The sequence below is a fragment of the Allorhizobium ampelinum S4 genome (assembly GCF_000016285.1).
Lineage (GTDB): Bacteria > Pseudomonadota > Alphaproteobacteria > Rhizobiales > Rhizobiaceae > Allorhizobium > Allorhizobium ampelinum.
Genome location: NC_011988.1, coordinates 550019 through 573872, shown reverse-complemented (window position 1 = coordinate 573872; position 23854 = coordinate 550019). Strand labels below are relative to the sequence as shown.

The following is a 23854-nucleotide window of genomic DNA, read 5'->3' as shown; positions in this document are numbered from 1 at the left end:
ATTTCCGATGGAACAGCAACATCAGCAGGCCGAGACCGATCCGCTTTGGTATAAGGATGCAATTATCTATCAATTGCATATCAAGTCCTTTTACGATGGCAATGGCGACGGGATCGGCGACTTCAAGGGCTTGACGGAAAAGCTCGACCATATCGCCTCGCTTGGCATTACCGCCATCTGGATCTTGCCGTTCTTTCCCTCGCCGCGGCGCGATGATGGCTATGACATCGCCGATTACGGCAATGTCAGCCCGGACTATGGCACGATGGACGATTTCCGCGCCTTCGTGGATGCCGCTCATGCCCGTGACATGCGCGTCATCATCGAATTGGTGATCAACCATACATCCGACCAGCATCCCTGGTTTGAGCGAGCCCGCAATGCGCCTGCCGGTTCGCCGGAACGGGATTTCTATGTCTGGTCGGAGACCGATCAGAAGTTTCCCGAAACCCGGATCATCTTTCTCGATACGGAAAAGTCCAACTGGACCTGGGACCCGGTGGCTGGCGCCTACTATTGGCACCGCTTCTATTCCCACCAGCCGGACCTCAACTTCGACAATCCGGCTGTGCTGGACGAATTGATCACGGTCATGCGCTTCTGGCTCGATACCGGCATTGATGCCTTCCGGCTCGACGCCATTCCTTACCTTGTCGAACGCGAGGGGACCAATAACGAGAACCTGCCGGAAACCCACGCGATCCTGAAGAAGATCCGCGCGGCAATGGACGAAGGTCATCCGGGCAAGATGCTGCTGGCCGAGGCCAATCAATGGCCTGAAGATACCCAGGAATATTTCGGTGACGGTGACGAATGCCATATGGCCTTTCACTTCCCGCTGATGCCGCGCATGTATATGGCGATTGCCAAGGAAGATCGTTTTCCGATCACCGACATCATGCGCCAGACGCCTGAGATCCCCGATAATTGCCAATGGGCAATTTTCCTGCGCAATCACGACGAACTGACGCTGGAAATGGTCACCGACGCCGAGCGGGACTATTTGTGGAATACCTATGCCGCCGACCGCCGCGCCCGCATCAATCTCGGCATTCGCCGCCGGTTGGCGCCGCTGATGGAGCGTGACCGCCGCCGCATCGAGCTGATGAACGCGCTGCTGCTGTCGATGCGCGGCACGCCGGTGATCTATTACGGCGACGAGATTGGCATGGGCGATAATATCTATCTCGGTGACCGCGACGGGGTGCGCACGCCGATGCAATGGTCGCCTGATCGCAATGGCGGGTTTTCCCGCGCCGACCCGGCCCGTCTGGTCCTGCCGCCGCTGATGGACCCGCTTTATGGGTATGAGGCGGTCAATGTTGAAGCACAGTCGGCTGATGCCCATTCGCTGCTGAACTGGAGCCGCCATATGCTGGCGCTCCGGCGTAAATTTACTGCATTCGGACGAGGCACATTGCGGTTCCTGTCACCGGCCAACCGCAAGATCATCGCCTATCTGCGGGAATATGAAGGCGAAGTGCTGCTGTGCGTCGCCAATTTGTCGCGCCTGCCGCAGGCGGTTGAGCTGGATCTCGCTGAATTCGAAAAGCGCATTCCCATCGAACTAACAGGCATGTCGGCATTCCCCCCCATCGGCCAGCTGACTTATCTGCTGACCCTGCCACCCTATGGTTTCTTCTGGTTCAAGCTGTCGGGCGAGACGGATGCGGATGGGCCAACCTGGCGCACCGAGCCACCGGAGCAATTGCCGGATTTCGTTACCATCGTCATGCGGCGCGAGCTTGCCCAGTTGCTGGACGAGCCTGGTATCCAAGAGACGATTTCGCGTGAAATCCTGCCTGCCTATCTTGCCAAGCGCCGTTGGTTTGCCTCCAAGGGCGAAAGGGTGAAGCGCGCCTCGCTGATCTCGACCATTCCGATGCCCTTCGGCAATGACCTGCTGCTGGGTGAGTTGGAAACCGAGTTGGAAGATCGCGTTGAGCGGTATTTTCTACCGTTCGCCATCGCCTGGGACGATGAGAATCCCCATGCGCTTGCCCAGCAACTGGCCTTCGCAAGAGTGCGGAAAGGACGCCGGGTTGGCTTCCTGACGGATGGCTTTGCCATGCAAAGCATGGCACGCGGCGTCATCAGGGCTTTGCGCGAACGCTCCAGCATTTCCAGTAAAAGCGGCTCCATCGATTTCATCGGCACCGAACAACTCGATGGCATTGAGCTGTCCGACGACATGCAAGTCAAATGGCTCTCGGCTGAACAATCCAATAGTTCGTTGATCATCGGCGACATGGCGATGATCAAGCTCATCCGTCATATCCATCAGGGCATCCACCCGGAAGTGGAAATGACCCGCCACCTGACGCGGCTTGGCTACGCCAACACTGCCCCGCTGCTGGGAGAGGTCGTCAGGGTTTCACCTGAAGATGAGCGCTCGACATTGATCATCATCCAGGGCGCCATCCGCAATCAGGGCGATGCCTGGACCTGGATGCTCGACACGCTCAGGCAAACGCTCGAACAAAGCATGGTTGCCGGTCAGGATGATGACGCCGAGCAAGAGCGGTTCAACCCGCTGTTCAATCAAGCAGCCGTGATCGGCAAGCGGCTTGGCGAGTTGCATGTGGCACTGGCCAAGCCAACAGACGACCCGGCTTTCGCGCCGGTCGCAATGAGTGATGAGGATGTCTCCGTTTGGGCGCGATCAGTCATGGCCCGCGTTGCCGACTGCCTGGACAGAGTGTCTGAGATTGGTCATGGCAGCGACAGTGATGGTCTCGATACTGAAACCATCAGGGTCAGCACCATGTTGGCGGACCGTCGGGAGCAGATCTTGAGCGCGGTCGGTACGCTGGCCAGTGTTGCCAAGGACACGCTGATGATCCGCAACCACGGCGATTTCCATCTGGGCCAAATCCTGGTTGCCGAAGACGATGTTTATATCATCGATTTCGAAGGCGAACCGGCCCGCCCCCTCGCCGAACGGCGGGCAAAGACCAATCCGCTGCGCGACGTGGCCGGGCTGATCCGGTCACTGAGCTATCTCGCTGCTTCCGCCGATACGGGCCGCGAGATCGTCGTCCAGGGCGACAGTGCAGCAAGAGCCGCGCTGATCGAGGCGTTTCGCAAGAAGGCCGAGACGCATTTCCTCGACAGCTATTTCACGGCAGTCGACGGAGAACCATCACTGGCAATGGACCCTGAAAAACGCCGCGAGATCCTCGACCTGTTCCTGCTGGAAAAGGCCGCCTATGAAATCGGCTATGAAGCCAGCAATCGGCCCGGCTGGATCGCTATTCCGCTTGCCGGGTTTGCCGACATTGCCGAACGGCTGACGGAGAATTCCCTATGACGATTGCCACGAGCGACTTGCTATCCGGCATCGATGCCCAGTCGGTTCAAGCCCTGATCGACGGCAGGCACGGCGATCCCTTTTCCATTCTGGGACCGCATCGGACAGATGAGGAAACAGTGGTCCGGGCGATTTTTCCGGGTGCGCTCGGCGTTGAAATGCTCGACAGAAACAGCAATGCCCCAGTCGGCCGGCTGAACCTGGTGCATCCGGGCGGCCTGTTTGCCGGAGAGCTTCGCTCTTCCTCGCGCTACCGGTTTCGGATCGAATGGCAGGGCGCAGTGCAGATTGCCGAAGACCCCTATGCCTTCGGCCTGCTGCTGGGCGATATGGACCTGCATCTGATCGCCGAGGCCACTCATTACGATCTCGCTCGCACGCTGGGCGCCAACCCGAGAGAGATGGACGGGGTGCCCGGGGTTGGCTTTGCCGTCTGGGCGCCAACTGCACAGCGCGTTTCGGTGGTTGGCGATTTCAATTCCTGGGATGGGCGGCGCAACCCGATGCGCCTGCGCCAAGCCGGCGGCATCTGGGAATTGTTCGTTCCGGGCCTCGGCCCCGGCGAGCGGTACAAATATGAATTGATCGACGCGCAAGGCAATGTGCTGCCGCAAAAGGCCGATCCGGTCGCCAAAGCCAGCGAAGCGGCACCGGGAACAGCATCCATCGTCGCGTCAAACACGCCTTTTGCCTGGACGGACCAGGCCTGGATGACAAGGCAGACCGCCGATGCTGCCGCCCGTGAGCCGATCTCGATCTATGAAGTGCATCTCGGCTCGTGGCTGCGGATCTCGGAAGATGGCAATCGCTGGCTCGACTGGGTGGAACTGAGCCAGCGGCTGGTGCCCTACGTCAAATCGATGAATTTCACCCATATCGAATTGCTACCGATCACCGAACATCCGTTTGGCGGCTCCTGGGGTTATCAGCCGCTTGGCCTGTTTTCTCCCACCGGGCGCTATGGCACGCCCGAGGATTTGGCCTATTTCATCGACCGCTGCCATGCGAGCGGTGTCGGCGTGCTTCTCGACTGGGTACCTGCCCATTTTCCAACAGATGTCTGGGGCCTGGCACGCTTCGATGGTAGCGCGCTTTATGAGCATGAAGACCCGCGCGAGGGCTTTCATCGGGACTGGAACACGCTGATCTACAATCTCGGTCGCAAGGAGGTGAAGGGCTTTCTGATCGCCAGCGCCTTCGAGTGGCTGGAGCATTTCCATATCGACGGCCTGCGGGTCGATGCCGTTGCCTCGATGCTGTACCGCGACTATAGCCGCAACGACGGCGAATGGATTCCCAATCAATTCGGCGGACGGGAAAACCTCGAATCCGTCGAGTTCTTCAAGCATTTGAACAGCGTCGTACACAGCCGTTGCCCGCATGCGCTGATGATTGCCGAAGAGTCGACCGCCTGGCCGGGTGTGACCAAATCACCGGAAGAAGGCGGCCTCGGCTTCGATTTCAAATGGAACATGGGCTGGATGCACGACAGCCTGTCCTACATCGAAGAAGATCCGGTCTATCGCAGATACCATCACGGCACGATGACCTTCAGCATGATCTATCAATATTCGGAGCGGTTTGTGCTACCGATTTCCCATGATGAGGTCGTGCATGGCAAAGGCTCGTTGCTGGGGAAAATGCCCGGCGACCACTGGCAGAAACTTGCCAATCTCAGAGCGTATTATGGTTTCATGTGGGCGCATCCCGGCAAGAAACTGGTGTTCATGGGCTGCGAGATCGGCCAGGACATCGAGTGGAACCACGATCAATCAATATCCTGGGATTTGCTGGACCGACCGGATCATGCCGGTATCCAGACTTTGGTCGCCAAGCTGAACCGGCTGTATCAGCAGGAAAAGGCCCTGCAATTCAGCGATCTCGACCCCGCCGGATTTGAATGGGCGATTGCCGACGATGCCGAAAATTCGGTTATCGCCATGTTGCGCTATGACGAGAATCGTGAGACCTGCATTCTGGCGATCTCGAATTTCACACCGATCTTGCGCCATGACTACCGTGTCGGCGTTCCCATGCAAGGACGGTGGATAGAAATCCTCAACAGCGATGCAAGTGAATTTGGTGGCTCAGGGCAAGGAAAGGGTGACGTCTCAGCCGAGCCGCATCCGGCCCATGGCAGGGAATTTTCGATAAACCTCGCCCTGCCACCACTGGCGACACTCTATCTGAAATGGGTGGCCTAGAGCATCGGACCGAAAAGTGGAAACCGGTTTTCGGATAAATCCGATGCACAAACAAAAACTGAGAGCATCGGACCGATTCCTATTTTCGGCCCGATACTCTAGTGACATCAGTGCCGGTCGTGGCGGCATTGGTCGTGATCGGCCAGCACCTCGATGACCCGGCATTCGGCAATCGTCCCATGCGAACAGCCGGTGATCATTCGCTCCAACTCGGTTTTCAACGCCCTGAGCCGGTCGATCCGTTCCTCGACATCGGCAAGCCGTTGTCTTGCAATCGAATCAGCCGGTGAGCAGGATTGACCGGGCTTATCCTGAAGATCAAGCAGGGTGCGAATGGCATCGACCTCGAAGCCAAGCTCGCGGGCATGGCGGATGAAGGTTAGCCTCTGCAAATGAGCCGCGCTGTAAAGCCTGCGGTTTCCATCGGTGCGCGGCGGCTGCGGCACGAGGCCGACCTGTTCGTAATACCGGATCGTCGCAACCTTGACGCCACTGATCCGCGCCGCCTCGCCAATTGCAATATTCATCGATTTAGCCCTTGCTCCTCTAGTCACTAGAGAATGTAGGATCGGTTCGACACAATGACAAGGACGAACCGATGGCAACCGAACAGACCACCCGCTTCCGCGTCGAGGGCATGGATTGCGCCTCCTGCGCGGCAAAAATCGACACGGCAGCGCGCCGTGTGGCCGGTATTACCGATGTCCGGGTTTCGGTAACGGCACAGACCATGGCCGTTGTCCACGATGGCGACGCCGATCTGGTCACGCTTGCCGATAGGGTGACCGGTCTTGGCTACAAAACCACCCGCCTCGCCGCGTCCGTCCCACAACACGATCATCAGCATGATCACGCGCATGGCCCGACCTGCACGGGCCATCATGATGGCGAGGCGCATAATCATCATCACGATGAGCATAATCATGAGGGACATGAGCACGCCTCTCATGGCGACGGCCTGCACAGCCATCAGCATGATGCCGGACCCACGACAGGCGTTTGGTGGCGCACGCAAAAGGCCCGGCAGGTCGCAACGAGCGGTGCTACTCTCGTCCTTGCTATGCTCATCGGCCACCTCATACCCTCCCTCTCCTTCTGGGCTTTTCTGGCGGCCATCGCCATCGGCATCGTGCCGATTGCTCGCCGTGCGGTGATGGCCGCGCTGGCTGGCACGCCGTTTTCCATCGAAATGCTGATGACCATCGCCTCTATCGGCGCCATCATCATCGGTGCGACCGAGGAAGCGGCCACAGTCGTCTTCCTGTTTCTGGTCGGTGAATTGCTTGAGGGCTTTGCGGCTGGGCGGGCGCGGGCCAGTATTCAAGGCCTGACCAAGCTGGTTCCCGATACGGCGCGGATCGAGCGGAATGGCCGCCTTGAAGATGTCGCCGCCGCCAGCCTGACACTCGGCACCATTGTCACCGTGCGGCCCGGCGACAGAATTCCGGCCGATGGGGAAATTATCGATGGCACCAGCGCGATCAATGAAGCCCCTGTCACCGGAGAGAGCCTGCCGAAAACCAAGGGTGCCGGGGAAGGCGTTTTTGCCGGAACGGTGAATGGTGAGGGAACGCTTCGCGTCAAGGTGACGGCCACCGCCGCCGACAACACCATTGCCCGCGTTGTCCGTCTGGTCGAGGAAGCCCAGGAGAGCAAAGCGCCAACCGAGCGCTTCATCGACCGGTTTTCGCGCTATTACACACCCGCTGTAACGCTGTTGGCCGCGCTGGTGGCAATCCTGCCGCCGCTGTTCTGGGATGGGGACTGGAGCCTCTGGCTCTATAAAGGTCTGGCAATCCTGCTGATCGGCTGCCCTTGCGCCCTGGTGATCTCCACACCCGCTGCCATTGCCGCCGGTCTTTCCGCCGGTGCGCGTCGTGGCCTGCTGATGAAGGGCGGCGCGGTTCTCGAAAATGTCGGACGGATCACCGCCATCGCGCTCGACAAGACGGGAACGCTGACAGAGGGTAAACCGAAGGTGACTGATATCATCGCGTTTGGCGGCGCAGTCGAAGAGAACGTGCTGGCCGATGCGGCAGCCCTTGAAATGGGGTCGAGCCATCCGCTGGCCCGGGCGATTATCGAGGCCGCCACCGACCGCGCCGTTTCTGTACCAACGGCAAACGAGACCGGCGCTATCGCTGGCAAGGGCGTGCGCGGCACGGTGGGTGGCATCAGCCTCTTCCTCGGATCGGCCAGCGCCGCCGCCGAACTGGCCGCAGTGTCCGCTGAGATCGTCACCCGGATCGAAAAACTGAGTGCGGAAGGGAAATCTGTCTCTCTCCTGGTGAAGAACGGGTCAGTCACGGGGCTGATCGCGCTGCGCGACGAGCCGCGTCCCGATGCCCGCCAAGGATTGGACGCGTTGAAGGCTGCCGGTATTCGCCCAGTCATGCTGACCGGCGACAATGCCGCCACGGCCAGAGCCATCGCCACGCTGCTTGACATTGAGCCTCGTGCCGAACTGCTGCCGCAGGACAAACAGGCTATCGTCCGCGACATGCAGGCGAAAGGCGAACGGGTCGCCAAGGTCGGTGACGGCATCAACGACGCTCCGGCGCTTGCCGCCGCCGATATCGGCATCGCCATGGGCGGCGGAACGGATGTGGCACTGGAAACCGCCGATGCGGCCATTCTGCATGGAAGGGTGATGGACCTAGCCGACATGGTCATGCTGTCGCGGCAGGTAATGGGCAATATTCGCCAAAACATCACCATTGCCATCGGGCTGAAAGCCGTCTTCCTGGTGACGACGATTATCGGCATTACCGGTCTCTGGCCAGCAATCCTCGCCGATACCGGTGCCACCGTTCTCGTCACCGCCAACGCCATGCGCCTGTTGCGCTGGCGCGGTAGCGCAAAGGCCGCCTGACGTGTTGAACGCGGAGTGACCGTCCGATACAAATCACTCCGATCTCAACATATCGTTACCCTCGGGCCCGTCCCGAGGGTCTGCCGCCGATAAATAAGCCATTGACATTGCTGAATAAATTAATGTGCTTAGATGCTCGGCACAAGGCCGAGCATGACATCGAGGATAAATGCAGACTATGATTGATCTACGACAGCACCGAGCGTTTTATACATCACACGGCGCCGTAACGTTTTCAATCTACTGCAAAATTCCAGCAGATCACTTCCTCTTCGTCCGCCAGCTCTCGGCATAGGTCTCCCGGGCCTGACGCGCGTAAGGTGTCGGAGAGATCCGCACGCGGATTTTCGCCTGCTTGTGCGGACGCTCGGTCGAAGTCTTGCCGCTGCCGCCGTCCGGTTCACCCCAGATCAATGTCAGAACATCGCCTTCCTTGACATCGGCATCGACAATGCCAAGCGACAGGATGCAGCGCTCATTGTAGGAATAGCCGCCAAACATCGACAGGCCCACCGTCTTGCCCTCGTCGTTGACGATCATGTCGGCGCTGGTTGAGGCGTAGTTCAGCACGGGGAAATCGATCCACTTGTAGCTGTCTTCGCCCGGACGGAAGGCAGAGGCAATCACCTCGACCACATCCTCGGCATTCCATTCGAAGGTGACTTTCTTGCGGTTGGTCTGGCCCTTGAATTTTTCGAGCGCCGCCTTGCCGATGAAATCGTCCTTCTTCCAGCCGATGTAGAAATCATAGCCAAGCTCGAACGGATTGACGTAATAATCCTCGATATTGCTGGAAACGAAGCTGCCACCAATCGGACCATTGGCCTCATAGCTGTCGGCGCCCAACCATTGACGATACTCGGCGAGCATGCCATCGCCGGTATAGATGCCCGGAAGCGGCGATGGAATCCAGCCGCTCTCCAGCGTGTTGGTAGAATAGGCGCGGCTGCCGCAGCGCACCAGATCGACATTGGCATCCTTTGCCGCTTCGAGAATGCAGGACAGGATGTAATTCTTGTCCTCATACGGCCCCCAGATTTCCAGACCCGGCGCGCCGGACATGCCATGGCGAAGCGCCTGCACCTTCTTGGAGCCGACATTGATCCAGTCTACATGGAAAAACTTGATCTCCGGAACCGGCCCGCCATTGATCTTCTCGAAGATCTTCGGAGCTTCCGGCCCCTGGATCTGGTAGCGATAATGGGTGCGCAACACCCGTTCGCCTTCCGGACGCGACGGTGAACGCGGATCGTGCTTGAGGCGGACGTTCCATTTGCCATAGGCGGCGCAGAACATCAGCCAGTTCGAGGTCGGGGCGCGGCCCACCAGGATGAACTTGTCCTGTCGTTCACGGAAGATGATGTGATCGCCGATCACATGGCCGTTCGGCGTGACCGAAACGAAGTGCTTGGCGCGGTTGAGATCGAAATTCGCAAAGGAATTGATGCCGTGATGGCTGAGAAATTTCTCTGCATCCGGTCCCTCGACGATCAATTCATCCATGTGGTGGGATTGGTCGAACAGCACGGCGGAATTGCGCCAGGCGACTTGTTCGGAGCGCCAATTGCTGAATTCGGGTGTCACAACCGGGTACACATACATGCCGACCGGCGAATTGCGCAACCGGCCGACAATGTCGGGATTATCCTGCAAAATATCGTGGAGACTGCTTGCTGCCATCGTTTCCTCCCAAGGCACACTTCAGTGTGTATACATTGATGCCAACCCTTGAGCAGAATGCAAGCCCGTTTCTGAAGCTTTTTTGTGGCCATCGCGATTAACACACAACACTGCGCGAAACGGTCAGCGGCGAATAAGCGCCATACCCGGGATCTTGTCGATCAATCCAGGCGCTTCCTTGAAAATGTAATCGAGATTCCGCCGCGCGGTCCTGGCATGTTCACGGGCGATAGCTTCCGCGCGCGCGCCCTCGCGGGCTGTGATGGCCTCGACCAGGCCGCGATGCTGCTCCTGCGCCGACCGCAAGGAGCGGCGGAAAGCCGCAATATCCATCCGGTTGGGCAGGAAAGCGGAGGGCGAGGCTAAGGGCAAGGCGCAGGCCCGCTCCACCTCGCGGCGCATCACTTCACTTGCACAAAGGGCGGCCAATTGACGATGAAAAATTTCGTTGAGATCGGCATAGGCATCGAAGTCAACGTCATCGACATAGGGGCCAAAACACTGATCCAGTTTAACAATTGTCTCAGAAATTGTAGCGAGCGCCTCCGCGTCGGCCCCACGCTCTGCGGCCAGCCTTGCTGCCGTCCCCTCCAAGACACCCCGCAATTCGATAGCATCAATAACATCGTCATAACCAAACCGGCGCACCACAAAACCGCCATTCGGCAAGCGATCAAGCAGGCCTTCCTCGGCCAGCCGTGACAGGGCTTCGCGCACCGGCGTGCGGGAAATATCGAGTTCCTCCGCCAGCGATACCTCAAACAACCGCGTCCCGCCGGTGAGATGTCCGCTGATGATTTTTTCACGCAATTCGATCACGGCACGGCGACCATGGGTGGCGGTATCCGCCAGTTTTACCGAGGCTTTCGTATCCTTCTGCATCCTGATAAAGCCCCTTTCCGAACCAATCACTTCCCCGACCCGCTGCCGCGCAGCGGCAAGCAGCAGACGCAATTTTTCTAATTTAATGTATACATGTAAAAGCTGCAATGACGATCATATCTGTTCGCAACGGGAGATGTCTAAACAGCCGGACGGTGATCCAGGTTCTTCCCAGCTTTGGTTTTCGCGCCATAGCGCGCCGACAGACGCGCAAAGATCAGGTAGATGATCGGCGTGGTGTAAAGGGTCAGAGCCTGAGAGACGATAAGGCCGCCAATGATCGTCACCCCGAGCGGTCGATGAAGATCGGCACCGGGACCGGTCGCCAGCACCAGTGGCAGCGCGCCCATGAAGGCGGCAAGCGTCGTCATCATGATCGGCCGAAACCGCCGCAGGCAGGCTTCATGAATGGCATCCTCGGGCGACATCCCATGCTGGCGTTCGGCTTCGAGCGCGAAATCCACCAGCATGATCCCGTTTTTCTTGACGATGCCAATCAACAGAATAATGCCTATAAAGGCGACGATGGTCAGTTCCGTGCCGCTGATCCACAGTGCCAGCAACGCGCCCAGCCCGGCAGAAGGCAGCGTGGAAATGATCGTCAGGGGATGAATGAGGCTCTCATAGAGAATGCCCAGCACGATATAGACGGCCAGAAGAGCGGCGAGAATGAGCAGCGGCTGGCCGCCTGAGGAACTCGATGCATTGGCGGCGTCACCGGCAAATTCGGCATGCAGCGTATCGGGCAGATGCATGCCGGCCACGGCAGCCTTGACCGCATCATTGGCCTCGGACAGCGTGGTATCCGGCCCGACATTATAGGAAATCGTCACCGCCGGAAATTGCCCCTGATGATTGACGCCAATGGGTGCCAATGTCCGCTCAATCCTGGCAAAAGCGCTGAGCGGCACCTGCGTACCACTATTTCCAGGCACATAGATCTTCAGAACATGTTCCGGGTCCTTGGCGAAATCCAGATAGGTTTCAAGGATGACACGGTATTGGTTACGCTCTCCATAGACGATCGTCACCTGACGCTGGGCAAAGGCATTGTTGAGCGCCGCATCGACCGCCGTCATCTTGACGCCGAGACGAGACGCGGCGGTCCGGTCAACGACGACATTGGCCTGAAGACCGCTCGGTTGACGGTCGCTATTGACGTCGGTCAGCAAGGGTTCCTGCCGCAGCCGGGCGAGAATGCGCGGCGCCCAGGCCACCAACTCGTCATAATCGGCATCCCAAAGCGTGAATTGAAATTCCGAATCCGATGTCCGCGCGCCGACCCGGATATCGCTTGGCGAAAAGAACGATGTATCGAGGCCGGGAATGACGGCAACCGCACGGCGCAGCCGCTCGATCACCACGTCCGTTGCCTCTCGTTCATCAGGCGCTTTTAGCGCGATCAACATCTGGCCGCGATTGGCTGTTCCCAAAAAACCGCCGCCAACAGAGGCGCCGATGCTCTGCACCGCCGGATCGCGCTCGACGATGGCCAAGGCGCGCTTTTGCAGCGCCAGCATGGCCGGATAGGATATGTCGCTAGCAGCCTGGCTATTGCCCATCACAAAGCCGGTATCGTCGCGCGGCATGAAGCCCTTTGGCACTTTGGCATAGAGAAAACCAGTCAGCACGATGCAGGCGGTGGTGATGACCACCGCAAGGACACGGTGATGCAGGACGCCCTTCAATGTGCGGTCGTAAAAGGCAACGGTCCGCTCCAGGCTGTGTTCGATGGCCCGGTCGAAACGCCCCTGCCGGGCATCGAGATCCCGCGCCCTGATCCGGTGACCGCAAATCATCGGCGTTAAGGTCAGGGAGACCACGGTGGAAACGGCGATGGTGAAGGCGAGCGTCAGGGAAAAGGTCAGGAAGAACTTGCCGACAATACCGCCCATGAAAAACAAGGGAATGAAGGCAGCCATCAATGAAATACTGATGGCGATCACCGTAAAGCCGATCTGCCGGGCGCCCGCGTGGGCCGCCTCAAGCGGCTTCATGCCTTTTTCGATATTGGCGTAAATCGTCTCGATCATCACAATCGCGTCATCCACCACGAAGCCGCTGGCCACTGCCAGCGCCATCAACGACAGATTGTCGATGGACAGTCCCGTCAGCCACATGGCGGCAAATGCGCCTGCAAACGACAGCGGCACCGTCAAACCGGCGGCCAGCGTCGGCACCAAGCGGCGCAGGAAGACGAAAACCACGGCCATGACCAGCGCCACCGTCGCCAGCAGGGTAAACTGCATATCCTCAACGCTGGCATGAATCGTCTTGGTGCGGTCGTTGAGGATATCGACTTCGATACCAGCCGGGATCAGCTGTTTGACCTCGGGGATGAGTGCCTTCACTGCATCGACCGTGGACATCACATTGGCATCCGCCGCCTTGGTGATATTGAGAAGAACGGCGGGCTTGCCGTTGAACCAAGCATCGGAACGGCGGTTGCGCACGCCGGGCTCCACGGTGGCGATATCGACCAGCCGGACGGCGATGCCGTTGGAGGCATGGATAACAAGCTGGCCGTAATCTTCAGGCGTAATCAATTGCGCATTGACTGACAGCGCGTAGAAAGCCTGGCTTCCATCAATGGCACCAATCGGCGCAAGCGCATTGCCATTGACGATGGCGGTGCGCACATCATCCGCCGAAAGCCCGATGGCCGCCAGCCGGTCCGGGTTAAGCCGGACGCGGACGGCGGGCTGGTCGGCACCGCTGACCGAGACGTCGCCAACCCCTTCCACCTGCGAAATCCGCTGCACAACGACGCTATCGGCGGCATCGTATATCGCACTGGCGGGAATGGTATCGGAGGTCAGCGCCAGCGTCAGGATTGGCGATGCGGCAGGATTGGCCTTGCGCATGGACGGAAGCGACGGCAGGTCACTTGGCAGATCTCCGACGGCGGCATTGATGGCCGCCTGGACATCCTGGGCGGCGCTATCGACATTGCGGGAAAGGTCGAATTGCAAAAAGATATTGGTCGTGCCAAGCCCACTGGTCGAGGTCATTTCGGTCACACCGGCAATCGCGCCAAGATGGCGCTCAAGTGGCGCGGCAACGCTGGACGCCATGCTTTCCGGATCGGCTCCGGGGCGGCTGGCTGTCACCCTTATGGTGGGAAGATCGACGGCAGGCAGGCTTGCGACCGGCAGGAACCGGTAGGCGACCAGCCCGAGCATCATCAGGCCGATGGCCAGCAAAGTGGTGCCAACCGGGCGGCTGATGAACAGGCTTGAGATATTCATAACGGGCCTCCGATATCGGAAGCCGCACGCTTTCCCTGCATCCTGGCGCGCACTCCATCCAGCGCCAGATAGATGACAGGCGTGGTATAGAGCGTCAGCAATTGGCTGAGCAGCAGACCGCCGATGATCGAGATGCCGAGCGGGATGCGCAGTTCCGCGCCGGTTCCCTGGGCAAGCGCCAGCGGCAGCGCCCCGAACAGGGCCGCCAGCGTGGTCATCATGATGGGCCGAAAGCGCATGACGGCGGCCTTGATAATGGCATCGCGGGCGCTAAGCCCGTCCTTGCGCTCCGCGTCCAGCGCGAAATCGATCATCATGATCGCGTTTTTCTTGACGATACCCATCAGCAGAACAATGCCGATCAAGGCGATAATCGACAGATCCTGACCAAACAGCATCAGCGCCAGCAGCGCCCCGACGCCCGCCGAAGGCAGCGTGGACAGAATGGTGATCGGGTGGATGGTGCTTTCATACAGCAGACCCAGCACGATATAGATGGTGATGATCGCCGCCAGAATCAGCCAGGGCTCTCCCGCCAGCGAGCGGTCGAATTCCTCGGTATCGCCGCTATAATGACGCTGGATGGAGGCGGGCATGCTGATGTCACGCTCAGAACTCTTGATGGCGGCAATTGCCTCACTCAGCGATGCGTGCCGGGCGAGATCGAAGCTGATGGTGACGGCGGGGAATTGATCGTCCCGGCTGATCACCAGTGGTGCCGTGGTAAACTTGACCGATGCAACCGCATTCAGCGGCACGATGGCACCGCTCGTGCCTTTGACATAGAGTTTTTCCAGGGATTTCGGATCGCCCTGAAACCGCTGGGCGGCCTCAAGAATGACGCGGTACTGGTTCGCCTGCCCGTAGATGGTGCTGATCTGGCGCTGGCCGAAGGCATCGTAGAGCGTATCGTTGATCGCCTGCATGGAGACGCCAAGGCGGGCGGCGGTCTCGCGATTGACGGTGATCGCCAGCCGCCCGCCGCCCATTTCCACTTCAGATGTGACATCGATCAGCAACGGGTTCTGCTGTAGTCGCCGGGCCAGCCGGTCGGCCCAGTCGGCGACGGTCGCGGTATTGGTGCCGGTCAGGGTATATTGATAGGGCGCTCGGCTGGCCCGCGTGCTGATCGAAATATCGCGAATGCTCTGAAAGGTCGGATGGATACCAGGAATATCGGCAACGGAGGCCCGCAGCCGGTCGATCAAATCCGTCGCCGAGATGTCTCGCTGGTCGAGCGGCTTCAGCACGATACTGTAGCTTGCCGTGTTCAGCGTCAGGTTGGAGGCGCTGGTGCCGATCACCGCAATGACGCTTTGCACCGCCGGATCGGCGCGGAGCCGGTTGCCGACAAGGGACTGGGTCTGCTTCATCGCATCGAACGAGCTGGTCGGCTCGGTTTCCACGACGGCAGAAATCAGCCCGGTATCCTGCACCGGCAGGAAGCCCTTGGGGATGGTGACGTAAAGCAGGCCGGTGATTACAAGCGTGACCCCCGTCAGCACAAGCATCAGCCAGCCGCGATTGACAGCCCAGACGACGCTGCGGCGGTAGCCTTCGTTCATCCAGTCCATGCCACGGTCCACCATGCCGAGCACGCCGGAATTTCGCTCCTTGGGGGCTCGCAGAATGCGGGCGCACATCATTGGCGTCAGCGTCAGCGAAATCACCGCCGAGACCACGACGGCAATGGTCAGTGTCAGGGCAAATTCGCGGAACATCCGCCCGACAATGCCGGTCATGAACAGCAGCGGAATGAAGACCGCGATCAGCGAGGCCGTCAACGAAATGATGGTGAAGCCGATTTCGCCCGCCCCCTTCAGGGCGGCCTGCATCGGGCTTTCACCCTCCTCGATGTGACGGGCGATATTTTCGATCATCACGATGGCATCGTCGACCACGAAGCCAGTGCCGATGGTCAGCGCCATCAGCGACAGGTTGTCGAGGCTGAAACCGGCAAAATACATGATGCCGAAGGTGGCGATCAACGACAGTGGCAGGGCGACAGCGGCGATGATCGTCGCCGTCAGCGTGCGCAGAAACAGAAACACCACGAGAATGACCAGCCCGACGCTGAGCGCCAGCGTCCATTGCACATCGTGAATGGAGGCGCGGATGGTGTCCGTCCTGTCGTTGACGATATCGAGCGAGACCCCGGCGGGAAGCGCCTGTTTGAGGCGCGGCAGCTGTTTTCGGACATCCTCGACAGTCTGGATGACATTGGCACCGGGCTGGCGCATGATATCGACGATGACCGCCGGATGCCCCTGATACCAGGCACCGACGCGGCTGTTTTCCAGCCCTTCGACCACATCGGCGACATCGCGTAACCGGACAGGCGCGCTATTGCTGTAGGTGACGATGGTGTCGCGGTAGATTTCCGGGTCCTGGATCTGGTCATTGGCCGAGAGTGTGAAGGATTGATAGGTGCCGTCCACTGCCCCTTTGGCACCGGAAACATTGGCATTGGTAATCGCGGTGCGCAGATCCTCCAGCGACATCCCATAGGAGGCAAGCCGCGTCAGATCCGCCTGGATGCGGATGGCGGGCCGCACGCCGCCCTGAACGCGCACATCGCCAACGCCGGAAACTTCGCTCAGCCGCTGCGCCATGATCGTATCGGCGAAGTCGCTGAGATCGCGAATCGGATAGCTATCGGAATGCAGGGCCAGCGTGATGGTCGGAGTATCCGCCGGGTTCACTTTCGCATAGGTCGGCGGATAAGGCAGGGTTTTCGGCAGGCTGCCGCTGGCCGAATTGATTGCCGCCTGCACGTCCTGCGCAGCACCATCGATATCACGGTCAAGGTTGAATTGCAGCGTCACCTGGCTGATGCCGAAGGCGCTGGAAGAGGTCATCGAAGCCAGTGCCGGGATCTGGCCAAGCGGCCTTTCCAGCGGCGCTGTCACCAGGGCCGCCATGGTCTCGGGGTCGGCGCCCGGCAATTGCGTGGTGACGCGGATGGTCGGAAAATCCACCTGCGGCAATGGTGCTACGGGCAGCGACGTATACCCCAGCAATCCCCCCAGCAGGATGGCGATCCCCAGCAGCGAGGTGGCGACGGGCCGCGCGATGAAGGGTGTAGAAATACTCATTTCGCTGCGTCAGCCGGTGGGGCTGCGGGTGCGCCAGTGTCTTTTCCTTCTGCTGAAGGCGGTTCCGCTTTGCTGTTCGATCCAGCCTGAGGTTTTTCACCGCCCTCTTTCCGCGAGGCTGGGTCATGGGCGTTTGGCCGGGCCTGGCCATTGTTACGGTTGCCACCATGGCGTTGACGCGGCTTGTTATCATCCAACGGCACGGCCATATTGGCAGGATCGGCCTCCTGCGGCGTCGAAACCCGCACCAGCGCGCCATCCTGTAGCCGGGCGAAACCGGTCGTCACGACAGTCTCACCGGCACTGACCCCTTTGGCGATCACCGCCATCTGGTCGTCCTGCATCTCGACCGTCACCGCCTGGATTTTCACCGTCTGGTCTGGCTGAACAATATAGGCGTAAGTACCCGCAGGACCGCGCTGGATGGCCGAAGACGGAACCGTCAGCACATCTTTCTTTGTCTCGACGAGAAGCCGGGCATTGACGAAAGCGCCAGGCCACAGCCGCAGATCTTCGTTGGGAAATTCAGCCCGCAAGCGGACAGTGCCTGTGGTGGTATCCACCTGGTTATCGACCACCGTCAGCGTGCCGTTGGCAACGACCGTCTTGCCGTCATCGCCGAGGGCATCGACCGAAAGAGCGCCATTGGCATTGGCGGTATTGACGCGGGCCAGATCCTGCTGCGGAATGGAAAACACGATGGTAATTGGCTTGATCTGCGACAGAGTGACGATGCCGGTCGTGTCACCGGTCGAGACGATATTGCCGACATCGACATTGCGAATGCCGGTTCGTCCATCCATCGGCGCCTTGATCACGGTGTAATCCAGCTGAGCCTGAGCCGCCTCGATGGCTGCCTGGTCGGATTGGACCTGCGCCTTATATTGCGCCACCAGCGCCACCTGATTGTCCAGTTGCTGCTGAGTGGTGGCGGAATTGCCGATCAGGCGCTGCAAACGCTCCATTTCCAGAATGGCATACGTTAATTGGGCCGAGTCCTGGGCCTTCTTGCCAATCGCTTCATCCAACTGTGCCTTGTAAAGTGCGTCATCCAGCGTGGCGATCAACTCGCCTTTCTTCAGGTCCTGCCCCTCCTGAAAGCCGATCTTCGTGATCCGCCCGCTGACCTGCGGCTGGATAACAACAGTATTCAACGGTTTGACGCTGCCGACGCCGGTCACGTAGACGGGTACATTCGTCTGGTTCACCGGAGAGGCTACAACGGGAATGGCGAGATCGCGGCCCCGCTGCCGGTCGGCCTGGGGCTTGCCCAGCCAGCCTGCGGTGATCGCGGCAAATTGCGGTTGGCGGGCAGCATAAACCAATCCGGCCCCGACAAGCACCAGGCCGACCAGGACGATCTTCGTCATTTTCTTCATAGGTTTCGCTCACGCATTCTTCATGGCCCGTCATGGATGGTCCTCCGGGGATAGTCCATCCGGCAGCAATCCTGTCTTTTCCCACAGAAGGACAGAACCGGCTTCATAGCACTCGCTCATCAAACTGTCTTACGGGATAAAGACAAGCCAATCACATCTTTGAAAAGACGGGTTTATCGAGGACCTCATTCCAAATTTTGCGAAAACGGCAATGGGTTGAAAACGCCAAAGCCCGGAAGAGACTTCCGGGCTTTGGGCCTGCTACAAATTTCGGGCAATCAAGCGGCAATTCCCCAATCGCTGCAATTGCTGTGGGCAAACATCCGTTCGAGATTGAGAAAACAGATCATGCTCGCGCCCTGCACAATGATGCCATCGGAAAAATCCGTTCCGGTGCTGGTAGCTTGCGGCACGGGTTGCAAGCTGTCAGCGGGAACCGTCAAGATGTCGGACACGGCATCGACAAGCAGGCCGACGACCGCACTGTCCACTTCCGCAACGATGATGGCGCTGCGCTCATTGGCCACCATGCCCTGCATTCCCAATTTGACCGCGAGATCGACGATGGGAATGACCGTGCCGCGCAGGTTTATCACCCCGATGACCTCAGCAGGGGCATGCGGCAAGGAGGTGGCCGGTGCCCAGCCGCGAATTTCGCGGATGGACGTGGTCTTGACGCAGAATTCCTGTCCATGCAGCCTGAAGGCCAGGATTTCAAGCGCATCCGCCTGGCTGGTTGACGCCGTCCGCATCAAAATTCCTCCCAGTTATCGGCCTTGGCCGCTGTCTGGAGACCCATGGCGCGGGCCACCTGCCCCACCATCCGCCGGGCCGGAGACGCAACCGGACGGTGCTGTTCATGCGCAGCAGCCGGCTTTTTGGATGTCCAGCCAGCAGCCGAAGAGGCAGGCATGGTCTGGGTGCCGTCGAGGTGGAATTGCGAAATCAATTGACGCAACCGGCCCGCTTCCGATGCCAGCGAAGAGCTGGCTGCCGTCGATTGCTCGACCATGGCGGCATTCTGCTGGGTCACCTGGTCCATCTGGTTGACGGCGGTGTTGACTTCGGCAAGACCAACCGATTGTTCGCGTGACGACAGGGCAATGGCATCAAGCTGGCTGTTGATGGTAACGACATGCGCTTCGATGGCCTTGAGTGCCTCACCGGTCGCCCGCACCAGCGTCACACCATTGCTGACTTCGCCGGCAGAATTGCGGATCAACTCTTTGATTTCCTTGGCGGCACCGGCAGAGCGCTGGGCAAGTTCGCGCACTTCCTGGGCCACGACCGCAAAGCCCTTACCAGCCTCCCCGGCGCGCGCTGCTTCCACGCCCGCATTCAAAGCGAGAAGATTGGTCTGGAAAGCAATTTCGTCGATGACGCCAATGATGTTGGAGATCTGGTTGGACGATTGCTCGATCCGCTGCATGGCATCGACAGCGTTGGAGACGACAATCCCGGATTCGCGGGCTGACTGGTTGGCCTCGATCGCCACATGCCGGGCTTCTTCGGCGCGCTTGGAGGAATTGGCGACATTGGTGGTGATCTGGTCGAGGGCGGCGGCGGTTTCTTCCAGCGATGCAGCCTGCTGTTCGGTGCGCTTCGACAGGTCTTCGGCAGCCTGGCTGATTTCCCGTGAACCGCTATCGATAGAGCTGGTGGCATTAGCAACCGCACCCAGCGTATCGGACAATTGTGCAACGGCAGCATTGAAGTCATTGCGAAGCGCTTCGAACTCGGTGGCGAACGGCTGGCTCAAACGGAAGCCGAGATCGCCATTCGACAGTCGCTTCAGGCCATCGGCCAGACCAGACGTCGCCTCTGCCATTTCTTCCGCGCGCTTGCGGTCCATTTCTGCAACACGAGCCCGTTCCGCCTCGCTGGAATTGCGCACGCTTTCTGCTTCCCGTTCCAGTTCCCGGGCACGCAGGCCGTTATCTTTGAACACTTGCACGGCCTTGGCCATCCCGCCGACTTCGTCACGACGTTCGGTTCCCGCAACATCCACAGAGAGATCGCCACCGGCCAGAGTTTCCATCGTTGCGGCAACCTTGCGGATCGGCAGGACAAGCCACGAGCGGATTGCGAAGAAGCCTATGGTCAGGACGATTGCCAGACCGGCTACGATGCTGGCCACCGTGACCATAGCGGCATGGCTTGAGGTCACGGATAATGCATCACTTTTCTGATCGGTGGCATTGTTCAAATCATCCACCAATTGCACGTTTTTTGGCGTAATAACGCGAAACGCCGCCTGACACTCATTGATAAAGGCGGCTTGCGCGAGCGCCACGCCCTCTGGCGAATTGCTGGCATTGCCAAGAGCAATGGTATTGGCACAGGTATTGTCGATGATGCGCAGACTTTCCGTCTTGGCATCGGCAACATCACGGCGCTGCGGAACCGCGGCAATGGCAATGTCCATGAATTTTACGAAAGCGGCCCGCGAGGATTGAAGGTCCTGTTGAGAACCGGCTTTCTCTTTGTCGGAGCGAGCAATCGTCAGTTCCGCAATTGCCGAGCGTGCACCCTGCAAGGCCCGGTTGGCGCGCGATATCGCTGTCGCAGCGGCAGTATCCTGGGATATGAGGTCGCTATAGGATGTGTCGATATCCATAATGCGCGTTCCAGCATAGCCAGCAACGCCCAGTGCAAACACACCGAACAGCGCCATTATAGTTAAGAATTTACCAATGATTGGCAGGTTTTTCATCGCAGAAATCCAGTTTTGTTTCGTTTCTGGCGCGATAATTCGCCATGACCGATCTGGTTCCTGCGCAGTTGCGTCTATACTTAATGATTTATGTATAAAATTGAGACATCGCTGTTATCGAAATAGTGTACTCCATTATTTTCACTCGCTGATCGGGAAATACATGAATTTCGAAATTTTCAAAGCCAATAAAAACCTGAAATAAAATGAATTTCTTTTTTAATTTTGCAGAAAAATGCGATAAAAATATATAATTACAAATATATAAATCAAAAAATCAAGGCAGCCTTGATGCAATGGAGCTGCGCTCGATAAGCTCGGTCGTCAGAATGACATGCCGAGCTGGGTGGTTTGCGCCTTTTATTCTTTCCATCAAATGTGCTGCTACGGTTTTTCCCATATGATAGACCGGCTGGCGGATAACGGTGATCGGCGGAGAGGTCACAGCAGTCCAATCCGCATCGTGAAAAGCGATCAGCGAAAGATCCTGCGGGATCGACAGGCCGAGATGCCGGGCGACCTTGAAGACCTCCAGAGCAATAAGACTATCCGAGGCGATGATGGCACTTGGCCGGTGCGCCGATTGCAGCAGATCAAGCGCCAGCGCCTCACATTTTTCCCGGCCATTCGCCCCGAGACGCACGGCCTGCAGGGGCGCAGGCAGTCCTGCGGCAGTGCAAACAGCAATAAAACCTTCAACACGATGCCGGACCGATGCCGTATGAAGATCGTCGAGACTTTTCATCCGATGGTCCGGTGTATCGCAGGCGGTGATATAGGCGATATCACGATGGCCATTGCGAATGAGGATTTCCGTTGCCTGTTGGGCCGCCTCACGGTCATCCGTTGTCACCGTGTCGACATCCAGGACAGGAAGGGCGCGGTCAAGCAGCACCAGCGGACAACCCGATTGCCGGATTTCTTGCAGGTGTTCGAAATCCAGCGTGCTTGCAGCCGAGATAATCAAACCATCGACCCGCTTTGCCAGCAAAGCCCTGACAGCAGCCTTTTCCGCCGCAACGTCTTCGCCGGAATTGGTGAGGATGACAGTATAACCTGCCATGCGGGCCACATCGGCAATGCCGCGCACGGCGGAGCTGAAAAACGGATTTTCAATATCCCCAACCACAACACCAATGGTGCCGGAGCGACCCGTTGTCATGCTACGGGCCAGCTCATTGGGCCGGTAGTCCAATGTGGCCGCAGCCTCCAGAACCAGCGTCCGCACCTTGTCGCTGACGGTGCCATAGCCGCCCAAAACGCGCGCAGCCGTCGCCTTGGAAACGCCTGCGGCTCTGGCCACGTCGGCAACGGTGACGGATGATTTCCTGATCGGCGGCTGTTCCATGATATTAGCTCTATAAGGGATATTGACGGACGGTCAATGCGAATATAACAATTGTCAAACCAAAAGAGACCGGTCTCTTTAAGATAGAGACCGGTCTCATATTCAATAACAAGAAAACGGCATGCGACAAGCATTTGCCGGATGGGTGGTTGCCGCCATTCATCCGGGTGGGAAACCGTGCGCGCCAGCACAAGGACAGCACGGCGAAGAAGAACAATCACCAGAGCGGAGAACAACGACAATGAGAATAGCCAGAACAATTTCACAGAAGGCGCGTGGCGCAGTTATCGCGGCGGCCCTTGCCTGTGCCGGATTGATGGGGCAGCAGGCTGTTGCAGCCGACAATCCTTACGGGCTGATTGACCCGAAGGTCATCAGTGTCGGCACCATGGGCGATTCCAAGCCCTATACATTCATCACCTCCGATGGCCAGTTCACCGGCTTCGACATTGAACTCTTTCTCAATGTTGCGGAACGCATGGGCTTCAAGAAAGATCAGGTTGTCTTTACCGGGCAGGAATTCTCAGCCTTGATGCCGTCTGTTGCCAATGGCCGGTTCGACGTGGCCGTCGCGGCCATTGGCACCACCGAGGCCCGCAAGAAGACCGTTGATTTTTCGGATGGTTATCTGGCCGGTTATCTCTCGGTGCTGACTCCAGATGCGAAGATTACCGATGCCGCGGGCCTGAAGGGCAAGCGCCTGGGCGTGGTGCAAGGCACGTTGCAGGAAATCTATGCGACCAAGAATTTCAAGGACACCGATCTCGTCAAATTTCCCGACAACAACTCCGCCGTCTCGGCCCTGAACAATGGCACGGTCGATGCCCATTTCCTCGATTATGAGGCTGCCAAGGACTATACGGATCGTTTCAAGGCACTGAAAATTGCCGTCAACATTCCAAGCTTCGATGCGCCTGCGGGTTTTGTGATCCGCAAGGGCAATGATGGGCTGCGTGAGGCCTTCAACAAGGGCCTGCACGCCGCCATGCAGGACGGAACCTGGAAGAAGCTCTACGAAAAATGGTTCCCCGGCTCGCCGATGCCTGCCGACTACCTTCCCAAGCCTTGATTGCGGCTTCACCCGGTTGGCTGTGAGCGCCAGCCGGGTGGCTACCGGGCACAT

At 58.7% G+C, this 23854-nt stretch carries 13 protein-coding genes; 4 read left to right on the top strand and 9 right to left on the bottom strand.

All coding sequences use genetic code 11. The features are described 5' to 3' along the window. The first annotated feature begins 7 nt into the window (after positions 1-7). A complete protein-coding gene (treS, locus tag AVI_RS19770) occupies positions 8-3310 on the top strand; it encodes a maltose alpha-D-glucosyltransferase (RefSeq protein ID WP_012653907.1) in 3303 nt (1100 codons plus the stop codon). Continuing rightward, a complete protein-coding gene (glgB, locus tag AVI_RS19765; protein WP_012653906.1) occupies positions 3307-5514 on the top strand; it encodes a 1,4-alpha-glucan branching protein GlgB in 2208 nt (735 codons plus the stop codon). Before treS ends, glgB begins: the two co-directional genes overlap by 4 nt. A 107-nt stretch (positions 5515-5621) precedes the next feature. Here glgB and AVI_RS19760 read toward each other — a convergent pair whose 3' ends face one another. Continuing rightward, positions 5622-6041 (bottom strand): MerR family transcriptional regulator, encoded by a 420-nt coding sequence (locus AVI_RS19760; protein WP_012653905.1) that lies wholly within the window; start codon positions 6039-6041, stop codon positions 5622-5624. 71 nt (positions 6042-6112) lie between these two features. Here AVI_RS19760 and AVI_RS19755 point away from each other — a divergent pair, with 71 nt between their 5' ends. Further along, complete coding sequence (locus AVI_RS19755; RefSeq protein ID WP_012653904.1) at positions 6113-8386, top strand: heavy metal translocating P-type ATPase; 2274 nt, start codon at positions 6113-6115, stop codon at positions 8384-8386. A 261-nt stretch (positions 8387-8647) separates the two neighbouring features. On the opposite strand, the gene ligM is transcribed toward AVI_RS19755, so the two are convergent. From ligM to AVI_RS19715, 8 genes are all read right to left on the bottom strand, one after another. Then, entirely contained in the window at positions 8648-10066 is a 1419-nt protein-coding gene (gene ligM / locus AVI_RS19750) for a vanillate/3-O-methylgallate O-demethylase (protein WP_012653903.1), read from the bottom strand. A gap of 123 nt (positions 10067-10189) precedes the next feature. After that, a complete protein-coding gene (locus tag AVI_RS19745) occupies positions 10190-10948 on the bottom strand; it encodes a GntR family transcriptional regulator (protein WP_012653902.1) in 759 nt (252 codons plus the stop codon). 140 nt (positions 10949-11088) lie between these two features. Next, a complete protein-coding gene (locus AVI_RS19740; protein ID WP_012653901.1) occupies positions 11089-14196 on the bottom strand; it encodes an efflux RND transporter permease subunit in 3108 nt (1035 codons plus the stop codon). Further along, on the bottom strand, positions 14193-17291 hold the full coding sequence (locus AVI_RS19735; protein WP_012653900.1) for an efflux RND transporter permease subunit: 3099 nt from the start codon (positions 17289-17291) through the stop codon (positions 14193-14195). Before AVI_RS19735 ends, AVI_RS19740 begins: the two co-directional genes overlap by 4 nt. After that, complete coding sequence (locus tag AVI_RS19730; protein WP_234688596.1) at positions 17288-18661, bottom strand: efflux RND transporter periplasmic adaptor subunit; 1374 nt, start codon at positions 18659-18661, stop codon at positions 17288-17290. Before AVI_RS19730 ends, AVI_RS19735 begins: the two co-directional genes overlap by 4 nt. A 287-nt stretch (positions 18662-18948) precedes the next feature. Further along, entirely contained in the window at positions 18949-19422 is a 474-nt protein-coding gene (locus AVI_RS19725; protein ID WP_012653898.1) for a chemotaxis protein CheW, read from the bottom strand. Next, the gene (locus AVI_RS19720) at positions 19422-21383 is read right to left on the bottom strand and encodes a methyl-accepting chemotaxis protein (protein WP_012653897.1); all 1962 of its coding nucleotides are present in this window, start codon (positions 21381-21383) and stop codon (positions 19422-19424) included. Before AVI_RS19720 ends, AVI_RS19725 begins: the two co-directional genes overlap by 1 nt. Before the next feature lie 277 nt (positions 21384-21660). Continuing rightward, positions 21661-22731, bottom strand: a complete 1071-nt coding sequence (locus tag AVI_RS19715; RefSeq protein WP_012653896.1) for a LacI family DNA-binding transcriptional regulator — start codon at positions 22729-22731, stop codon at positions 21661-21663. Between the two features lie 316 nt (positions 22732-23047). Here AVI_RS19715 and AVI_RS19710 point away from each other — a divergent pair, with 316 nt between their 5' ends. Then, positions 23048-23800 (top strand): ABC transporter substrate-binding protein, encoded by a 753-nt coding sequence (locus AVI_RS19710; RefSeq protein WP_012653895.1) that lies wholly within the window; start codon positions 23048-23050, stop codon positions 23798-23800. Positions 23801-23854: the final 54 nt, after the last annotated feature.

What these genes read in the sequence shown, in the direction of transcription:
- AVI_RS19760 (WP_012653905.1), bottom strand. Translation starts at nt 6,041, where the DNA reads ATGAATATTGCAATTGGCGAGGCGGCGCGGATCAGTGGCGTCAAGGTT.
- AVI_RS19740 (WP_012653901.1), bottom strand. Translation starts at nt 14,196, where the DNA reads ATGAATATCTCAAGCCTGTTCATCAGCCGCCCGGTTGGCACCACTTTG.
- AVI_RS19710 (WP_012653895.1), top strand. Translation starts at nt 23,048, where the DNA reads ATGGGGCAGCAGGCTGTTGCAGCCGACAATCCTTACGGGCTGATTGAC.
- AVI_RS19715 (WP_012653896.1), bottom strand. Translation starts at nt 22,731, where the DNA reads ATGGAACAGCCGCCGATCAGGAAATCATCCGTCACCGTTGCCGACGTG.
- ligM (WP_012653903.1), bottom strand. Translation starts at nt 10,066, where the DNA reads ATGGCAGCAAGCAGTCTCCACGATATTTTGCAGGATAATCCCGACATT.
- AVI_RS19735 (WP_012653900.1), bottom strand. Translation starts at nt 17,291, where the DNA reads ATGAGTATTTCTACACCCTTCATCGCGCGGCCCGTCGCCACCTCGCTG.
- AVI_RS19745 (WP_012653902.1), bottom strand. Translation starts at nt 10,948, where the DNA reads ATGCAGAAGGATACGAAAGCCTCGGTAAAACTGGCGGATACCGCCACC.
- AVI_RS19730 (WP_234688596.1), bottom strand. Translation starts at nt 18,661, where the DNA reads ATGACGAAGATCGTCCTGGTCGGCCTGGTGCTTGTCGGGGCCGGATTG.
- AVI_RS19720 (WP_012653897.1), bottom strand. Translation starts at nt 21,383, where the DNA reads ATGAAAAACCTGCCAATCATTGGTAAATTCTTAACTATAATGGCGCTG.
- AVI_RS19725 (WP_012653898.1), bottom strand. Translation starts at nt 19,422, where the DNA reads ATGCGGACGGCGTCAACCAGCCAGGCGGATGCGCTTGAAATCCTGGCC.
- glgB (WP_012653906.1), top strand. Translation starts at nt 3,307, where the DNA reads ATGACGATTGCCACGAGCGACTTGCTATCCGGCATCGATGCCCAGTCG.
- treS (WP_012653907.1), top strand. Translation starts at nt 8, where the DNA reads ATGGAACAGCAACATCAGCAGGCCGAGACCGATCCGCTTTGGTATAAG.
- AVI_RS19755 (WP_012653904.1), top strand. Translation starts at nt 6,113, where the DNA reads ATGGCAACCGAACAGACCACCCGCTTCCGCGTCGAGGGCATGGATTGC.